The 16,525-nt window shown below is 68.8% G+C and carries 16 protein-coding genes; 7 read left to right on the top strand and 9 right to left on the bottom strand.

Annotation, left to right across the window (positions count from 1 at the left end; genetic code table 11):
- Positions 1-12: 12 nt before the first annotated feature.
- The 6 genes from murJ to trxA all read left to right on the top strand — a co-directional run bounded on the left by murJ (position 13) and on the right by trxA (position 7,345).
- Positions 13-2,373: a murein biosynthesis integral membrane protein MurJ gene (gene murJ, locus HUT19_RS20230; RefSeq protein ID WP_176181822.1), complete on the top strand. Its 2,361-nt coding sequence runs from the start codon at positions 13-15 to the stop codon at positions 2,371-2,373.
- 110 nt (positions 2,374-2,483) lie between these two features.
- Positions 2,484-4,190 (top strand): protein kinase family protein, encoded by a 1,707-nt coding sequence (locus HUT19_RS20225; protein WP_176181821.1) that lies wholly within the window; start codon positions 2,484-2,486, stop codon positions 4,188-4,190.
- A 37-nt stretch (positions 4,191-4,227) separates the two neighbouring features.
- Positions 4,228-4,917, top strand: a complete 690-nt coding sequence (sigM, locus tag HUT19_RS20220) for an RNA polymerase sigma factor SigM (RefSeq protein ID WP_176187085.1) — start codon at positions 4,228-4,230, stop codon at positions 4,915-4,917.
- Entirely contained in the window at positions 4,914-5,876 is a 963-nt protein-coding gene (locus tag HUT19_RS20215) for a hypothetical protein (protein WP_176181820.1), read from the top strand. Before sigM ends, HUT19_RS20215 begins: the two co-directional genes overlap by 4 nt.
- A 146-nt stretch (positions 5,877-6,022) precedes the next feature.
- A complete protein-coding gene (trxB, locus tag HUT19_RS20210) occupies positions 6,023-6,973 on the top strand; it encodes a thioredoxin-disulfide reductase (RefSeq protein WP_176181819.1) in 951 nt (316 codons plus the stop codon).
- Between the two features lie 42 nt (positions 6,974-7,015).
- Positions 7,016-7,345, top strand: coding sequence for a thioredoxin (gene trxA / locus HUT19_RS20205; protein WP_009716492.1), 330 nt, complete (start codon positions 7,016-7,018; stop codon positions 7,343-7,345).
- 65 nt (positions 7,346-7,410) lie between these two features.
- Here trxA and HUT19_RS20200 read toward each other — a convergent pair whose 3' ends face one another.
- The 9 genes from HUT19_RS20200 to rpmH form a co-directional block, all read right to left on the bottom strand.
- Positions 7,411-8,028 (bottom strand): GNAT family N-acetyltransferase, encoded by a 618-nt coding sequence (locus HUT19_RS20200; RefSeq protein WP_176181818.1) that lies wholly within the window; start codon positions 8,026-8,028, stop codon positions 7,411-7,413.
- Positions 8,029-8,353: 325 nt separating this feature from the next.
- Positions 8,354-9,490, bottom strand: a complete 1,137-nt coding sequence (locus tag HUT19_RS20195; RefSeq protein ID WP_176181817.1) for a ParB/RepB/Spo0J family partition protein — start codon at positions 9,488-9,490, stop codon at positions 8,354-8,356.
- Positions 9,487-10,572, bottom strand: a complete 1,086-nt coding sequence (locus HUT19_RS20190; RefSeq protein WP_176181816.1) for a ParA family protein — start codon at positions 10,570-10,572, stop codon at positions 9,487-9,489. The genes HUT19_RS20195 and HUT19_RS20190 overlap by 4 nt, the downstream gene beginning before the upstream one ends.
- Positions 10,573-10,829: 257 nt before the next feature.
- A complete protein-coding gene (gene rsmG, locus HUT19_RS20185; protein ID WP_176181815.1) occupies positions 10,830-11,543 on the bottom strand; it encodes a 16S rRNA (guanine(527)-N(7))-methyltransferase RsmG in 714 nt (237 codons plus the stop codon).
- Between the two features lie 112 nt (positions 11,544-11,655).
- Positions 11,656-12,165 carry a R3H domain-containing nucleic acid-binding protein gene (locus tag HUT19_RS20180; RefSeq protein WP_176181814.1) on the bottom strand — a complete coding sequence of 170 codons (510 nt, stop codon included), beginning with the start codon at positions 12,163-12,165 and terminating at the stop codon, positions 11,656-11,658.
- 15 nt (positions 12,166-12,180) lie between these two features.
- Positions 12,181-13,314: a membrane protein insertase YidC gene (gene yidC / locus HUT19_RS20175; protein WP_176181813.1), complete on the bottom strand. Its 1,134-nt coding sequence runs from the start codon at positions 13,312-13,314 to the stop codon at positions 12,181-12,183.
- A 3-nt stretch (positions 13,315-13,317) separates the two neighbouring features.
- On the bottom strand, positions 13,318-13,635 hold the full coding sequence (gene yidD / locus HUT19_RS20170) for a membrane protein insertion efficiency factor YidD (RefSeq protein ID WP_030827780.1): 318 nt from the start codon (positions 13,633-13,635) through the stop codon (positions 13,318-13,320).
- Positions 13,632-14,015, bottom strand: a complete 384-nt coding sequence (gene rnpA, locus HUT19_RS20165; protein WP_176181812.1) for a ribonuclease P protein component — start codon at positions 14,013-14,015, stop codon at positions 13,632-13,634. Before rnpA ends, yidD begins: the two co-directional genes overlap by 4 nt.
- A gap of 25 nt (positions 14,016-14,040) precedes the next feature.
- A complete protein-coding gene (rpmH, locus tag HUT19_RS20160) occupies positions 14,041-14,178 on the bottom strand; it encodes a 50S ribosomal protein L34 (RefSeq protein ID WP_003956500.1) in 138 nt (45 codons plus the stop codon).
- A gap of 437 nt (positions 14,179-14,615) precedes the next feature.
- Between rpmH and dnaA the strand changes: the two genes are divergently transcribed.
- On the top strand, positions 14,616-16,481 hold the full coding sequence (dnaA, locus tag HUT19_RS20155; RefSeq protein ID WP_176181811.1) for a chromosomal replication initiator protein DnaA: 1,866 nt from the start codon (positions 14,616-14,618) through the stop codon (positions 16,479-16,481).
- The last annotated feature ends 44 nt before the right edge of the window (positions 16,482-16,525 follow it).

Genomic DNA, 16,525 nt, shown 5'->3' with positions numbered 1-16,525 from the left:
GGTGGGGTAGCGATGAACGCGCCATATGACGGTGATGGCCAGGGGCCACCACCGCCGCAGCCGTCCCCTCACACCCCCCAGGACCCTTACGGACCGGAACCGCATCAGCAGGATCCGTATCTGGGCGACGCCCAGGCCCCCGCGGCCGACCCCCGTCAGGCGTACGGCCAGACGCACTACACGCAGGACCCCTATCTCCAGGATCCGTACGTCACCGGCACCTACACGCCCTACCCCTATACATCGCAGAACGCGTACGGCCAAGATCCACTGACGGATCCGCTGTACGACCGGGCCGCGCCCGCCACACCGCCGCAGGGCGGCCATCCGCAGCAGTCCTACCCCCAGCAGGCCGCCGCGCCCCGGGGCCACGACCCGCGGGCCTGGCCTCCCGCGGGCGGCCAGGGGCACGCGCAGCAGCAGTACGCCGACCCCGCGGCCCAGGGATACCCGGGCGCGGACGCGGGCGGCGGCTACAGACCGGGGGAGCCGCCCCAGCGGGACGCCTTCGCTCATCTCTACCGCGACCAGCAGCCGTACGAGCCCCGGCCCTCCCAGGGCCATCCGCAGAGCCCCCAGGACTATCCGCCCGCCCCCTCCCAGGGTCAGGCTCCGGTCCCCGGGCCCGCGCGGCCCGAGCCCCCGGCCGAACCACCGTCGGCAGCCGCGCCCACCATGGCCGCACCGGTGATCACCGCTCCCGCCACCGACGAGCCCGCTCCCAAGCGCTCCGGCGGCCGGGCGGCGAGCCTGCTCCAGTCCAGCGCGCTGATGGCCGCCGGAACGCTGGTCTCCCGGCTGACCGGCTTCGTCCGGCAGATGGTGATCATCGCTGCGCTCGGCGCGGCCACCCTCGGTGACACCTACGCCGTCGCCTACACCCTGCCGACGATGATCTACATCCTCACCATCGGCGGCGGTCTGAACTCGGTGTTCGTCCCGCAGCTCGTCCGTGCCATGAAGGAGGACGAGGACGGCGGCGTCGCCTACGCCAACCGCCTGCTCACCCTGGTGATGGTGGTCCTCGGCTTCCTGGTCACGGTGGCCGTCTTCGCGGCCCCGCTGCTGGTGCGGATGATGTCGGCCGACATCGCGGGCAACCCCCCGGCCAACGAGGTAGCGGTCACCTTCGCCCGCTACTGCCTGCCCACGATCTTCTTCATGGGTGTCCATGTGGTCGTCGGGCAGATCCTCAACGCCCGCGGCCGCTTCGGGGCGATGATGTGGACCCCGGTCCTGAACAACATCGTCATAATCTTCACCTTCGGCCTGTTCATCTACGTCTTCGGCACGGCCAGCAGCTCGAAGATGGAGGTCAGGACCATCACGCCGGAGGGCATCCAGCTGCTCGGCGTCGGGACCCTGCTCGGCCTGGTCGTCCAGGCGCTCGCGATGTTCCCGTACCTTCGCGCCTCGGGCTTCAGGTTCCGTCCGCGCTTCGACTGGCGCGGCCATGGCCTCGGCAAGGCGGCCCGGCTGGCCAAGTGGACCGTCATGTTCGTCCTCGCCAACCAGGTGGGTGTCGTCGTGGTGACCCAGCTGGCCACCTGGGCCGGTTCCAAGGCCGACAACCAGGGCTTCCCCGGCACCGGCTACCTCGGTTACTCCAGCGCGCAGCTCATCTGGGGCATGCCCCAGGCGATCATCACCGTCTCGGTGATGGCCGCCCTCCTGCCGCGGATCTCCCGGGCGGCCGCCGACGGGGACGCGGGGGCGGTCCGCGACGACATCTCGCAGGGCCTGCGTACCTCCGCCGTCGCCATCGTGCCCATCGCCTTCGCGTTCGTCGCGCTCGGCATCCCCATGTGCACCCTGCTGTTCGGCGCCTCCGGCACCGAGGCCGCCCAGTCCATGGGCTACATGCTGATGGCCTTCGGCCTCGGCCTGATCCCCTTCTCGGTGCAGTACGTGGTCCTCCGCGGCTTCTACGCCTACGAGGACACCCGCACCCCCTTCTACAACACGGTGATCATCGCCGCCGTGAACGCCGCCGCCTCCGCCCTGTGCTTCGTGGCACTGCCCGCCCGCTGGGCCGTCGTCGGTATGGCCGCCTCCTACGGGCTGGCCTACACGATCGGCGTAGGCGTGGCGTGGAAGCGTCTGCGCGTCCGTCTGGGCGGCGATCTGGACGGGCGCCATGTCGTACGCACCTACACCCGTCTCGTGGGCGCCAGCGTCCCCGCCGCCCTTCTCGGCGGTGGGGCGTCCTACACCATCACCCAGTCCCTCGGCTCCGGCCTGGCGGGCTCCCTAGCGTCCTTGGCGGGCGGCGGTCTCGTTCTTATCGCGGTCTTCTACATTGCTGCGAAACGGATGCGGATCGAAGAGCTGACGGCCATGGTCGGTATGGTGCGCGGACGACTCGGTCGCTGATCATTGAGCACAACCATCGTCCGCCATCGCGTGTCGTGCATAGCGGCGGACTGTGGGCACAATTGTCTTGGCTCAGACCAGGCGCAATGGATGGGGAGGCAGGAACGACGGTGGCGGAACGGAGCACGGCTGCCGTCGACGTGGCCGACAGCGGTGATGAGGAGCCGCTGACCGCCGAGGCGGGCAAGGCCACGGCCGACGGGGCGGGGACGGAAGAGAAGGCCGGCAAGGACACAGAGGCCGCGGGCACCCGGGAGACGGGCGCCGCGGCCGACGCGAACCCGCCCGAATTGCACAGCGGTCACAAACTGGCCAGACGCTACCGTCTGGAGGAGTGCGTCACCCGTCTGGACGGATTCAGCAGTTGGCGTGCGGTGGACGAAAAATTGCGCCGCGCCGTCGGCGTGCACGTTCTCCCGGCCGACCATCCGCGGGCCCGTCCGGTCCTCGCCGCCGCTCGCTCGGCGGCGCTTCTGGGCGACCCGCGTTTCGTCCAGGTCCTCGACGCCGTCGAGGAGAACGACCTCGTCTACGTCGTCCACGAGTGGCTTCCGGACGCCACCGAACTCACCGCCGTGCTGGCCGCGGGGCCACTGGAGCCGCACGACGCCTACCAGTTGGTCAGCCAGGTCTCCCAGGCGATGGCCGCCGCCCACCGCGAGGGACTGGCTCATCTGCGCCTCAACCCCGGCTCCGTGCTACGCACGGAATCCGGCCAGTACCGCATCCGCGGCCTGGCGGTGATGGCCGCCCTGCGGGGTATCAGCGCCGACCACCCCCAGCGCACCGACACCGAGGCGATCGGCGCGCTGCTGTACGCCGGGCTCACCCAGCGCTGGCCCTACGAGAAGGACGCCTACGGACTCTCCGGGCTTCCCAAGGGTGTCGGGCTGATCGCCCCCGACCAGGTCCGCGCCGGAGTCCACCGGGGGCTGTCCGAACTGGCGATGCGCGCGCTGGTCAACGACGGGGCCACCGCCTCCCGTCAGGACCAGCCCTGCACCACGCCCGAGGAGTTGGCCAAGGCCGTCTCGGCCATGCCGCGCATCCGGCCGCCCGAGCCCGCCTTCACGCCCTCTGCGGCCTACCAGCGCACCACGTACCAGCAAGGGGCGTACGGCCAACCGCTGCGTGGCGGCACCTCACGCACCTCCGGCGCGCCCGCCCCGGTGCCTCCGCCGCCCCCGTTGCAGAGCCGCACCGGAAAGGCCCTCAAGTGGGCCGTCTCCGCGCTTCTGATCGCTGCCCTCGGCCTGGGCAGCTGGCAGTTGGCGGACACCCTCCTGAAGGACGAGAACAAGCCGGACCCGGGCAAGTCCACCAGTGAGAAGGACGACAAGAAGGCCCCGAAGGTTGCCAGCAAGCCGATCGCCATTCAGGGAGCGGTGGAGTTGGGCAAGGACCCCATGGCTCCGGAAAAGGCGCAACTGGCCGCAGACCGCGATGCCAGCACCGCCTGGGTGACCAAGGAGTTCTGGAACTACCCGAACTTCGGCAACCTGGCCGGGTACGAAGACGGCAGTGGAATCATCGTCGATCTCGGCAGCGTCAAGAACGTCTCCCACGTCGACGTCGACTTCTACCGCCCCGGCCAGAAGGTCGAGATCCTCGCGGCCGAAGCGTCGGCGTCGGAACCCACCACTCTTGACGCCTTCTCTCGGCACATCACGGCCTTGAAGACCGCGGGCGGTCAGTTGACCACCACGCTCGACAAACCCGTACGGACGCGATACCTACTGGTCCACGTCACCGAGCTACCGACCAGCACCCCGGATCGCTACCGTGGCGGCATCTCGGAGATCAAGGTCAAGGGCTGAGCTCCGTCGGTCAGCCACGAGGGGAGGAGGCTTGACGTTGGACGACGCCACCATCGGCGAGGCGAGCGACGCCGAGCTCCTTGCCCGGCATGTCAAGGGCGATCCGGACGCCTTCGGCGAGATAGTGCGGCGCCACCGCGACAGACTCTGGGCGGTGGCGCTGCGCACCCTCGGCGACCGTGAGGAAGCCGCCGACGCGGTCCAGGACGCGCTCGTCTCCGCCTACCGTGCCGCCCACACCTTCCGCGGCCAGTCCGCCGTCACCACCTGGCTCCACCGCATCACGGTCAATGCCTGTCTGGACCGGGCCCGTAAGACGGCCTCCCGCCGCACCTCCCCGGTCGCCGACACCGACCGGCTGGAGCAGCTCCTCGAACCGCATGAGTCGGCCGCCGCCCCCGCCGAGCGCGGCGATCTCCACCGTGAACTCCTTCAGGCGCTGCGCACCCTCCCCGCCGAGCAGCGTGCCGCACTCGTCCTGGTCGATATGCAGGGTTATCCCGTAGCGGAGGCGGCGGAGGTCCTGGACGTTCCCACCGGTACGGTGAAAAGCCGCTGCGCACGGGGACGCGCACGACTCCTCCCCCTGCTGTCGCATCTCCACCCCAATGGGAGGGGTAGTACCTCTTCGGGCGGGGCAAGGAACCGGACGCAGAGGACGTCCGTCCCACCGACGGCAGGACCGAATGACACAGATGCCGTGAAGGGCGGAGGTGGGCGAGCGTGACATCCTCGACGGACACGGACGAGCACCCGGACGTCGCGGAGATCTCCGCGCTCACCGAGGGGCTGCTCTCTCCGTCCAGGACCGTCGATGTGCGCACTCATCTCGCGGGCTGTGTGCTGTGCGCCGATGTACGGTCCTCGCTCGACGAGATCCGCTCACTCCTCGGCACCCTCCCGGGACCGGTGCAGATGCCCGCCGATGTCGCGGGCCGGATCGACGCCGCTCTCGCCGCTGAAGCACTCCTCGACGCGACCGCTCCCGAGACATCCGAGAGCCGCACGGCTGTTTCACGTGAAACTCCGGAGCTGTCGCCCTCGCCCGACCGCGTTTCACGTGAAACAGCTCATGACACTGATCGCACACCAGGCGCGTCCAAGCCGTCGGTGACCACGGACCGGCCCGCCGGGCGGCCACGAGGTGCCACCGGACCGGGCCGCGGATCCACCCGCCCCGGCACCCGTTCCAGCCGCGCCCGCCACTGGCCCAGGATCCTCCTCGGGTCCGCGTGCGCCGTGGCCGTTATCGGCCTGGGTACCTTCTTCGTCCAGGAAGCCACCTCCGGTGATGACACCGGCGCCGGCCCCAGCGCCAGCCGGAACTCCACCGAGCACCAGGACACCCTGTCGGCCGGGACTCTCAAGGACCGGGTCCACGAGATGCTCACCGACCGTAAGGCCACCGCCTCGCCGGGTGCCACCTCCAAGGGCATCCCCGATGTGCCGCTCCGCGCGGAGGACCCGAAGGTCCCCTCCTGCGTCCAGAAGGGCATCGGCCGTACGGAGCCCGCGCTCGCCGCGCAGCAGGACACCTACGACGGCAAGGCCGCTTATGTCGTCGTGCTGCCGCACCCCTCCGACAGCTCGCGTGTCGATGCCTTCGTGATCGACGCGTCCTGTGTCTCGTCCTCACCGTCCTCCACCGGAAAGCTCCTGGAGACCCGCACCTACCCGCGGGGCTGAGGCACGGCGCACACAGGCCCCGCCTGACGCCACCCGGGAATGCCGGACCCGTAGGATCCGTTGGGTGGGGTGGCAGTGTTTTCCGGGGCAACCCGGGAGCGCCGCCCAGTCAGCAGTGGCAGTCGGCAGAGACAAGGAAGACATCCGTGAGCGACGTCCGCAACGTGATCATCATCGGTTCCGGGCCCGCCGGCTATACAGCCGCGCTCTACACCGCCCGTGCTTCCTTGAAGCCGCTGGTCTTCGAAGGTTCCGTGACCGCCGGTGGTGCTCTGATGAACACCACCGACGTGGAGAACTTCCCCGGCTTCCGTGACGGGATCATGGGCCCGGACCTGATGGACAACATGCGGGCCCAGGCCGAGCGCTTCGGCGCCGAGCTCGTCCCGGACGACGTGGCCGCGGTAGACCTCAGCGAGGACATCAAGACCGTCACCGACTCCGCGGGCACGATTCACCGCGCCAAGGCGGTCATCGTCAGCACCGGCTCCCAGCACCGCAAGCTGGGGCTGCCGCGTGAGGACGAGCTCTCCGGCCGCGGTGTCTCCTGGTGCGCCACCTGTGACGGGTTCTTCTTCAAGGACCAGGACATCGCCGTCATCGGCGGCGGCGACACCGCGATGGAGGAGGCGACCTTCCTCTCGCGCTTCGCCAAGTCGGTCACCGTCGTCCACCGCCGGGACACCCTCCGCGCCAGCAAGGCGATGCAGGAGCGCGCCTTCGCCGACCCCAAGATCTCGTTCATCTGGGACAGCGAGGTCACCGATCTCCACGGCGACGGCAAGCTCTCCGGTCTGACTCTCCGGGACGTCAAGACGGGGGAGACCTCCGAGCTGCCGGTGACCGGACTGTTCATCGCGATCGGCCACGACCCGCGCACCGAGCTGTTCAAGGGCCAGCTGAACCTGGACGATGAGGGCTACCTCAAGGTGGACTCGCCCTCCACCCGGACGAACCTCACCGGTGTCTTCGCCTCGGGCGATGTCGTGGACCACACCTACCGTCAGGCGATCACCGCGGCGGGCACCGGCTGTGCCGCCGCCCTGGACGCCGAGCGGTACCTCGCCGCCCTGGGCGACGGCGACGCCACCGTCTGACTCCGCTTCCCACCCCTGCACCAACCCACTAAGGAGATAGCCATGGCCGGTGCCACGGTCACCGTGACGGACGCCGACTTCGAGGAGACCGTCCTCAAGAGCGACAAGCCGGTACTCGTCGACTTCTGGGCCGCCTGGTGCGGTCCGTGCCGCCAGATCGCCCCGTCCCTCGAGGCGATCGCGGCCGAGCACGCCGACAAGATCGTCATTGCCAAACTCAACATTGACGAGAACCCGGCCACCGCCGCCAAGTACGGCGTGATGTCCATCCCGACGCTCAACGTCTACCAGGGCGGCGAGGTCGCCAAGACCATCGTCGGTGCCAAGCCGAAGGCCGCGATCGAGCGCGATCTGGCCGACTTCATCGGCTGAGCCAACAGCCGCCCACACCAAGGGGCCGCCCTCCGGGCGGCCCCTTGGTGTTTCACGTGGAACCCTCACAGCGGACGAAGCGCCGGCTCCTTCTGGACCGCGCCGAGCAGCCGGTCCAAGGCCAGTTCGACGTCCTCCTTCCAGGAGATCGTCGTTCTCAGCTCCAGTCTCAGCCGTGGATACCGATGGTGGGGGCGGACCGTCTTGAAGCCCACCGCGAGAAGGTGGTCGGCGGGCAGTACACACGCCGGTTCCTTCCAGGTGGCGTCCCCGAACGCCTCGATCGCCTTGAAGCCCCGGCGGATCAGATCCTTGGCGACCGTCTGGACCATCACCCGGCCCAGCCCCTGCCCCTGGTAGCCGGGCATCAGCCAGGCGGTCATCAGCTGCACGGCATCGGCCGCAACCGGACTCGTCGGGAAGGCCGTGGACCGTGGCACATAGGCGGGAGGCGCGTAGAGCACAAAGCCCACCGGCACCTCATCGACATAGACCACCCGGCCGCAGGAGCCCCACTCCAGCAGAACAGCGGAGATCCACGCTTCCTTCTCCAGCTCCGGCCGGCCGGCCCTTACAGCGGCTTCGCCGCTGACGGGGTCGAGCTCCCAGAAGACACAGGCGCGACAGCGCTTGGGGATGTCCGGGAGGTTGTCCAGCGTGAGCGGTACGAGCCGACGCCCCATGAAGCCAGTCCCTCACTTCCATGGCCAGCCGCGGCGCGGGCGGCTGACAGAGCACTACGCTCCCTGAGCAGACTGCCGACAAACCCGCCGACAGCTCCCAGGCCCAATCCTGTGGCCAACAGTCCGGTGCGGCTCACCGATCGCATGGCCCTGCCCTCCACATGAGTCGCCTCCACATGGATCCGCCATACCTGGTCGCATCGTATCCGTGCGGCGAATGCACCGATACCGCCCTGGAGCAAAGAGCGGATCGTGTTCCGAGATGATCGGAACACGACCCGCCCCGCACTGCCACTCCGTACGACGGAGCCGTACCGCCAGTGCCTTACTCGTCCTCGTCGTCCGCCTCTGCGAGAGGCTGCTCCAGCACCGGTCCCTCACCAGGGGCGAGGGAGCCGAGAATGCGCTCCAGATCCTCTATCGAGGCGAACTCGACGACGATCTTTCCCTTCTTCTGCCCCAGATCGACCTTCACCCGGGTCTCGAACCGGTCGGAGAGCCGTGACGCCAGATCCGTGAGCGCGGGGGACACCCGGGTACCGGCACGCGGACCCTTGGTCTTCGGAGTCCCGCCCGAGCGGGATCCCATCAGGGTGACGATCTCCTCGACCGCACGCACCGACAGTCCCTCGGCGACGATGCGATGCGCCAGCCGGTCCTGCTCCTCCGCGTCATCCACGGACAGCAGGGCTCGCGCATGACCGGCGGAGAGAACCCCCGCCGCGACCCTGCGCTGAACGGCCGGGGAGAGCTTCAGCAGCCGCAGCGTATTGGAGACCTGGGGACGCGAACGTCCGATGCGGTCGGCAAGCTCGTCATGCGTGCAGCTGAAGTCCTTCAGCAGCTGGTCGTAGGCGGCCGCCTCTTCCAGCGGATTCAGCTGAGCCCGGTGCAGGTTCTCCAGCAGCGCGTCGAGAAGGAGCTTCTCGTCCTCGGTGGCCCGGACGATCGCCGGAATCTTCTCCAGCCCCGCCTCACGGCAGGCCCGCCACCGGCGCTCGCCCATGATGAGCTCATAGCGCTCGGGCGCCAGCTGCCGCACCACGACGGGCTGGAGGAGACCGACTTCCTGGATCGAGGTGACCAGTTCGGCGAGGGCGTCCTCATCGAAGACCTCACGCGGCTGGCGCGGGTTGGGGGTGATGAAGTCCAGAGGCAGTTCGGCGAAATGGGCTCCGGCCACCTCCTCCGTCATCGCCACCGGAGCCGCTTCGGGCTCCGGCTCACGCGGCGCGGGCTGCTCGGTTTCCTGTGAAACGCCGTTGGTGGCGAGCGCGGCCACCTTGGCCGCCGCCACCCCACGCTCCTGCGTGAGCATCGGGACCGCGGTCGGTGAGGTGGTGCCCCCGGACGTGGTGACCGTTCCCGCCCCCGCCAGGGGTCCGGAGTCGTCCGCCCCCTTCGGCGCGGGAGGGATCAAGGCACCGAGCCCACGGCCCAGCCCTCTGCGTCGCTCACTCACTGAATCCCCTCCTGCATGCTGTGCTGGTCGTGCTGGCTGATCTCGGGCAGGGCATGGGCGTGCTGAGCGTCATACCGCACGTTCACTCCCCTGAGCGCGATCTCCCTCGCCGCCTCGAGATAGGAGAGCGCCCCGCTGGAGCCCGGGTCGTAGGTGAGGACCGTCTGCCCGTAACTGGGGGCCTCGGAGATCCGCACCGACCTCGGGATGCTGGTTCTGAGGACCTCACCGCCGAAGTGGCTGCGAACCTCGTCCGCCACCTGCGAGGCCAGCCGGGTACGGCCGTCGTACATCGTGAGCAGGATGGTCGAGACATGGAGCTTGGGATTGAGATGGCCGCGGACAAGGTCCACGTTCCGCAGCAGCTGGCCGAGCCCCTCCAGCGCGTAGTACTCGCACTGGATCGGGATCAGCACCTCGGCACCCGCGACCAGAGCGTTCACCGTCAGCAGTCCGAGCGAGGGCGGGCAGTCGATGAGGATGTAGTCCAGGGGTTGCTCATAGGCCTGGATGGCCCGCTCCAGCCGGCTCTCCCGTGCCACCAGCGACACCAACTCGATCTCGGCACCGGCGAGATCGATGGTGGCCGGAGCACAGAACAGTCCTTCCACATCCGGGACCGGCTGCACCACATCGGACAGGGGCTTGCTGTCGACCAGGACGTCATAGATCGAGGGGACCTCGGCATGGTGGTCGATCCCCAGAGCCGTCGAGGCATTGCCCTGTGGGTCGAGGTCGACCACCAGCACACGACCGCCGTGCAGAGCGAGTGAGGCAGCCAGATTGACCGTGGTCGTGGTCTTCCCGACCCCGCCCTTCTGGTTGGCCACCACGATCACCCGGGTCTGCTCCGGTCGCGGCAGCCCCTCGCCGGCGCGGCCCAGAGCTTCTACCGCCAGTTGAGCGGCACGGCCAATGGGGGTGTCGTCCATCGGAGGCGGTGTTTCACGTGAAACATCCTCCCCCGCCGATTCGGTACGGGGGCCGGGGACCGGATCGGTCATCGGCCCCGCGATGTTGGCGTCGGACCGCAAGGATTCACTCTCCTCGACATCAGGCTCTCGATGAACAGAGCCTGCCATGCTTTTGGGGTCGTGAACCAGCGAGGCCCGTTCTCCTGTGGATGAATCCACGTCCTTACGGGGTCGGCGGTCGCGGGGCGAGGCCGCCGCACGACCGCGGCTGATGATTCCATGCAGCAAGGAGCGACGTTTCACGTGAAACACGATGCATGGATGGACCCGGCGATCTGCCGCGACACTCCGGATTGCGTAGTTTAGGCAGCTTGTATGGAGCACTGCTGCCCTCCGTACGGAGGGCACTTCACATATGAATCAGATCAGGGCCTGCGCCGCGGAGTCCGTCGCGCCGCCTTGGCCCGCTTGGCGGCGAACCGCACACCTCCGGGGCTTTCCCCGACCTCCACCCGCACCACGGTGGACAACGGGTCGACCACACCCTCACCGACATGCAGCACCGAGGTCCCCACCACGCCCAGCTTGCCCAGCGCCGCACGGGCGTGCTTGAGCTCTTCCTCGGCCGTGTCGCCCTTCAGCAGGAGCATCTCTCCGTAGGGGCGGAGCAGCGGAACGCCCCAGCCCGCCAGCCGGTCCAGCGGGGCCACCGCCCGTGCGGTCACCACATGGACCGGAGGCAGCTTGCCCAGGACCTCTTCGGCGCGTCCGCGCACCACCGTCACATGGTCAAGTCCCAGCAGCTCCACCACTTCCTGGAGGAAGTTCGTACGGCGCAGCAGGGGCTCCAGCAGCGTGATCCGCAGATCCGGTCGGGTCAGGGCGAGCGGGATTCCGGGCAGCCCGGCGCCCGAGCCCACATCGCAGACGGTGACCCCGTCCGGGACCACCTCGGAGAGCACGGCACAGTTCAGCAGATGCCGCTCCCACAGCCGCGGCACCTCGCGCGGGCCGATCAGCCCGCGGGTCACCCCGACATCGGCCAGCAGCTCCCCGTAGCGGACAGCCTCCGGGAAGCGCTCGCCGAATACCTCCCTCGCCTCGTCGGGCGCCGGGGGGAGCTCCGCTGCTTCCGTCACGGGGACCGTCCTTCCGTACCGAACACTGTGGCTGAACGCTGATGCAAGGCTGACAAGATTCGGCCCCGTCTGCGCGCAGACGGGGCCGTGTGCAAGACGAAGCCGGACCGGGTCAGGCCGGGAGCACGACCACGCAGCGCTGGGGCTCCTCGCCCTCGGACTCACTGCGCAGCCCTGCGGCGGCCACCGCGTCGTGCACGACCTTCCGCTCGAAGGGCGTCATCGCCTTGAGCTTCACCGGCTGACCGGTGCCCTTCGCCTCCTCCGCGGCCTTGGTGCCGAGCTCCGTGAGCTCGGTGCGCTTACGGGCCCGGAATCCGGCGATGTCGAGCATGAGCCGACTGCGGTCGCCGGTCTCCCGGTGGACAGCGAGCCGCGTCAGCTCCTGAAGGGCCTCCAACACCTCGCCGTCGCGGCCGACCAGCTTCTGGAGATCACGGCTGGTCGAGTCGCTGATGATCGACACCGCTGCTCGATCGGCTTCGACGTCCATGTCGATGTCGCCGTCGAGGTCCGCGATGTCCAGCAGCCCCTCGAGGTAGTCGGCCGCGATCTCCCCTTCCTGCTCGAGGCGGGACAGGGTGTCGACACTCTCGGCGGCCGGGGTGGTGCCTTCCGTCACGGATGGACTCCTTCGTTACTTCTTGGAGGGGTGCTTGGGGCGCTGCTGACCCTTGCGCTGCCCGGACTTCGTGGTGCGGGAGGAGCCGCCGGCCGGCTTGCCGCCCTGTGCCGCCTTCTTCTCCGGCTTCTGTGCCTCGTCCTTGCCGGACTCCTTGGCAATCGAGGTCTTGGCGGTGCCACCGGACTGCGCCCTGGCGCGGCCCTGACCCTGGGTGCTGCCCGAGGTGCGCTGCGCCTTGGTCTGGCGCTTGGGCTGCTGACGGTTGGCGCGCGCGGCCTCGGCGGCCTCCTTGGAGGCGACCTCGGCGGGCTCCTCCTTCAGCTTGCCCTTGGCCCGCAGCCGCTCCTGGCGGGCCTGGAAGGCGACACTGCCCGGGGTGGGGTTCCGGCGGATGACGAACATCTGCTGGCCCATGGTCCAGACGTTGGTGGTCAGCCAGTAGACGAGGACACCGACCGGGAAGTTGATGCCGAAGACGGCGAACATGACCGGGAAGACGTACATCAGCATCTTCTGCTGCTGCATGAACGGCGTCTTCACCGTGAGGTCGACGTTCTTGGTCATCAGCTGGCGCTGGGTGAAGAACTGCGACGCCGACATCAGGACGATCATGGTGATCGTCACGACCCGGACGTCCGTCAGCGAGGCGCCGAGCTCCTGGACCTGCGAGGCGGACGACATGAACTTCACGGACAGCGGAGCGCCGAAGATATGGGCGTTACGGGCGCTGTCCAGCAGCGGCTGGTCGATGAAGCCGACCGTCTTGTTGTTCGCGATGTGGTTGAGCACCTGGTAGAGCGCGATGAAGAACGGCGACTGCGCCAGGATCGGAAGACAGCTCGAGAGCGGGTTGGTACCCGTCTCCTTGTAGAGCTTCATCATCTCTTCGGACTGACGCTGCCGGTCGCTCTTGTAGCGCTCCTGGATCGCCTTCATCTTCGGCTGGAGCGCCTGCATGTTCCGGGTCGCCTTGATCTGCTTCACGAAGAGCGGGATCAGGCAGATCCGGATCAGTACCACCAGGGAGACGATCGACAGACCCCACGCCCAGCCACTGTCCTGGTCAAAGATGAGGCTGTAGAACGAGTGGAACTGGACGATGATCCAGGAAACTACGTCATAAAGAGGGCCGAGGATCGTGTCCACGAATCAGGCTCCTTGGGCGTTGGGCTGGGTCTCGGGCTGTGCGGCAGGCTCCACAGCCGGATGGCCGCCGAGGCGGTTCCGCAGCCGCTGGTGCCACACCGGACGCTTCCGGGGCGGGACGTGGTCGACGCCGCCGAGCGACCAGGGGTTGCATCGCAGGATGCGCCAGGCCGTCAGCGCCGTGCCTTTCACCGCGCCGTGCCGGTCGATGGCCGTGTAGCCATAGTGCGAGCACGACGGGTAGTACTTGCAGACCGGCCCCAGCATGGGGCTGATGGTCCACTGGTACAGCTTGATCAACCACAGCAGCGGGTACTTCATCGCGGCACCCCTCCCAGTAGCCGCTGCACTGCCGTGTCGAGATCGCGGGCCAGCTGGTCGTGACCCGCCTCACCCGCACCGGGCAGTGCCCGTACGACCACAAGGCTACCTGCGGGAAAACGATCGAGCCGGTCCCGCATGAGATGGCGCAGCCTCCGCTTCACCAGGTTGCGGATGACAGCGCCGCCGACCGCCTTGCTCACGACGAAACCCGCACGCGCCGGGGGAGCACTCCCCCCGGATGCGTGCGGGTCCCTGTCACCGCTGGTGAGGCCGCTGCGAAAGTGCACGACAAGGAGCGGGCGACCGGCCCTGCGTCCTCGGCGTACCGCGGCCGCAAAGTCCTCGCGCCGCCTCAGCCGATTCTCGGTAGGCAGCACGTCATGGACCTTGAGGTCAGGCTGCTCAGGCCGACAGGCGGGCGCGACCCTTGCTGCGGCGGGACGCGAGAATCGCGCGGCCGGCACGGGTGCGCATACGCAGCCGGAAGCCGTGGGTCTTCGCGCGGCGGCGGTTGTTCGGCTGGAAGGTGCGCTTGCTCACTCGGGGGCTCCAGAAATGAATCGGGTGGTGGCGGGAGATCGCCTGGCTGTCACCGTGCGCCCACGAGTAGCTCGCAATACGCCCGAGTGCACCGCTTCACGATCGTGGATCATGGTGTCCGCGATCCTTGCCCATCGGAGGCAGGCGGCAGCAGCCATCGACAACTCGACCTGGTTACGGTACGCGCGGTTACGCCATCCGGTCAAACCGGTGGCCGCCGTACCGACGGTACCCGCTGGGCCGCGTCACCCGGGGCAAGGGAACGCCCGGCGACATCGCATGGCACATTTGTACACACCCTGTGGACAACGACTTGAACCGTGCACCCCGGCCTGACTACCGTGGCCAGGCTCCGATTCCTTCACGCCCGTCCCGAGAACCACACATTCGTGGGACCTGTCGGCGTCCCCCACCCAGCGAGTGAGAGAGCGTGCCCTGTGGCTGACGTACCCGCCGATCTTGCCGCAGTGTGGCCACGCGTCCTCGAGCGGCTTCTGGGAGAGGGCGCGGGACAAGGGGGACAGGGCGTCGAGGCCAAGGACGAGCACTGGATCAAGCGGTGCCAGCCCCTCGCACTCGTCGCCGACACCGCGCTGCTGGCCGTCCCCAATGAATTCGCCAAGGGCGTACTGGAGGGCAGGCTCGCCCCGGTGGTCAGCGAGACGCTGAGCCGGGAGTGCGGCCGCCCCATCCGCATCGCGATCACGGTCGACGATTCCGCCGGTGAGCCGGTCGTCCCGCAGCAGCCCCAGCGGGAGCAGCGCGAGACGTATGAGAGCCGGGAACAGCGGGAGACGTATGACGGCTACGACGGCCGGGAGAGCTACGGCCGCCCGCCGGCAGCCGACGAGTTGCCCACGGCCCGCCCCGCCTACCCCGGCTATCAGCAGCCGCAGCCCGGCGCCTGGCCGCGGCCGCGGGACGACTACGGCTGGCAGCAGCCCCGGCTCGGCGGCTTCACCGAGGCCGACCCCTATGCCTCGCAGCCCTCCTCCGGCTACGACCAGCAGCCGTACGACCAGCAGCCGCCGCGCGGCGACTACCGAGGCCCGGGTGCGGAGCGCCCCGGTCCGGGCGGTCCGGGCAGCACCGGCGGTCCGGGCGGCGTTCCCGGGGCGGCCCCCGAGCGCCCGCCGTACGAGCAGCAGCGCCACGATCTTCCCGATCCGCTGGAGCGCGCCCGCGGCGGACCGCCCGTACTGCCCTCCCAGACCGGCGCGCCCGGTCCGCTGGCCGCCCAGCCCGCGCCCGCGTCCGGCCCCGGTGAGCCGACCGCGCGGCTGAACCCCAAATACCTCTTCGACACCTTTGTCATCGGCGCCTCCAACCGCTTCGCGCACGCCGCGGCGGTCGCGGTCGCCGAGGCACCGGCCAAGGCGTACAACCCGCTGTTCATCTACGGGGAGTCGGGGCTCGGCAAGACCCATCTGCTGCATGCGATCGGGCACTACGCCCGCAGCCTCTATCCCGGCACCCGGGTGCGCTATGTGAGCTCGGAGGAGTTCACCAACGAGTTCATCAACTCCATCCGCGACGGCAAGGCGGACGCGTTCCGCAAGCGCTACCGCGACATGGACATCCTGCTGGTCGACGACATCCAGTTCCTGGCGAGCAAGGAGTCGACGCAGGAGGAGTTCTTCCACACCTTCAATACGCTCCACAACGCCAACAAGCAGATCGTGCTCTCCTCGGACCGGCCGCCCAAGCAGCTGGTGACCCTGGAGGACCGGCTCCGCAACCGCTTCGAGTGGGGCCTGATCACGGATGTGCAGCCGCCGGAGCTGGAGACGCGTATCGCGATCCTCCGGAAGAAGGCGGTACAGGAGCAGTTGAACGCACCGCCGGAGGTGCTGGAATTCATCGCGTCGCGGATCTCCCGCAACATCCGTGAGCTGGAGGGCGCGCTGATCCGGGTGACGGCCTTCGCGAGCCTGAACCGGCAGCCGGTGGACCTCGGTCTCACCGAGATCGTCCTGAAGGACCTGATCCCCGGCGGCGAGGACGCGGCCCCGGAGATCACAGCCACCGCGATCATGGCCGCTACCGCCGACTACTTCGGACACACGGTGGACGACCTGTGCGGCGCTTCGCGCAGCCGGGTGCTGGTCACCGCGCGGCAGATCGCGATGTATCTGTGCCGGGAGCTGACCGATCTGTCACTGCCCAAGATCGGCGCGCAGTTCGGCGGCCGCGACCACACGACGGTCATGCACGCCGACCGCAAGATCAGGGCGCTGATGGCCGAGCGGCGCTCCATCTACAACCAGGTGACCGAGCTGACGAACCGCATCAAGAACGGCTGACGGCACGGCACACCCGCCTGCCGCGATCGCGCTCCGAGGGCGCC

This window comes from Streptomyces sp. NA02950 (assembly GCF_013364155.1).
Classification (GTDB): Bacteria; Actinomycetota; Actinomycetes; order Streptomycetales; family Streptomycetaceae; genus Streptomyces.
This window is presented reverse-complemented; position numbering and strand designations above follow the sequence as displayed.